2 protein-coding genes are annotated in these 1,052 nt (G+C 51.0%); one reads left to right on the forward strand and one right to left on the reverse strand.

All coding sequences use genetic code 11. The annotated features are described in order from the left end of the window. Positions 1-256: SAM-dependent methyltransferase (locus D6029_RS22330; RefSeq protein WP_244212441.1), on the reverse strand; the 256-nt coding region annotated here is incomplete at its 3' end. Positions 257-318: 62 nt separating this feature from the next. Here D6029_RS22330 and D6029_RS22335 point away from each other — a divergent pair. After that, the coding region (locus D6029_RS22335) for a penicillin-binding protein activator (protein ID WP_208642712.1) at positions 319-1,052 on the forward strand (734 nt) is incomplete at its 3' end.

The raw sequence follows: 1,052 nt of genomic DNA on the forward strand, positions 1-1,052 counted from the left end.
TTTGCCCTTCTTTCAGCTTAGCCAGCAAAGTTTCGGATTTTTGCTGCTCGTTATGATCGTGTAATGCGAACATTCGCGCATTAATCGCAAAATGTTGCAGCAGCAAACCGGTATGGCGAGTATCTTCGGCAGCAATCAGGTCAACGCTTTGCAACACGGATAACGCCCGCTGTGTGATATCGCCGAGGTTACCGATGGGTGTCGGAACGATGTAGAGCGTGCTGGCAGAAATAGCCGCCGTTTCGAGTTGTTTCATTGTTTCATCCGTATTGCCGAATTAATATTGAACACTGAGATAAAAATTACACTGGATACAGAATGGTACCGTCTAAAATTATTCGTTCTAAAGCCGGGCGTTGTCTGCCGGTTGTACTGGCCGCGCTAATGTTCGCTGGCTGTACCACGACAAAAACACCAGACCAGGCGACCGCGCATATGCAAGGCGAAGCCACAGCTGATTCCGCCTATTATCTGCAACAGATGCAGCAAAGCGCTGATGATAGCAAGACCACCTGGCAATTACTCGCCATTCATGCGCTGGTGAAAGAAGGCAAAACCCAGCAGGCGGTTGATCTCTACAATCAACTGCCGAAAGAGATGAATGATGAACAGCGCCGCGAACAACAGCTGCTGGTGCCTGAAATCAGAGTTGCGCAGAAAGATTACGCCGCCGCGAATACCGCGCTGGCAAAAATCAATCTGGCGGAGTTGAACAAAAATCAGCAGGCACGCTATTACCAGGCGGTTATCGACGCAAGCCAGAACCGCCCGTCGCTTGAGTTGCTGCGCGCTTATATCGCCCAGGAGCCTATGTTGAGCGGCCCTGCGCACCAGAAAAATATCGACGGTACCTGGCAGGCTTTATCTCAGATGACGCCAGAACAGATGAACGCGCTGGTCATCAATGCTGACGAAAACACGCTGCAAGGCTGGCTGGATCTGCAACGCGTGTGGAACGATAACCGCAACGATCCGGAAATGTTGAAAGCCGGTATCAAAGACTGGCAAACGCGTTACCCACAAAACCCTGGCGCGAAAACACTGCCAACTCA

The organism is Buttiauxella izardii (genome assembly GCF_003601925.1).
In the GTDB taxonomy this organism is placed as follows: domain Bacteria; phylum Pseudomonadota; class Gammaproteobacteria; order Enterobacterales; family Enterobacteriaceae; genus Buttiauxella; species Buttiauxella izardii.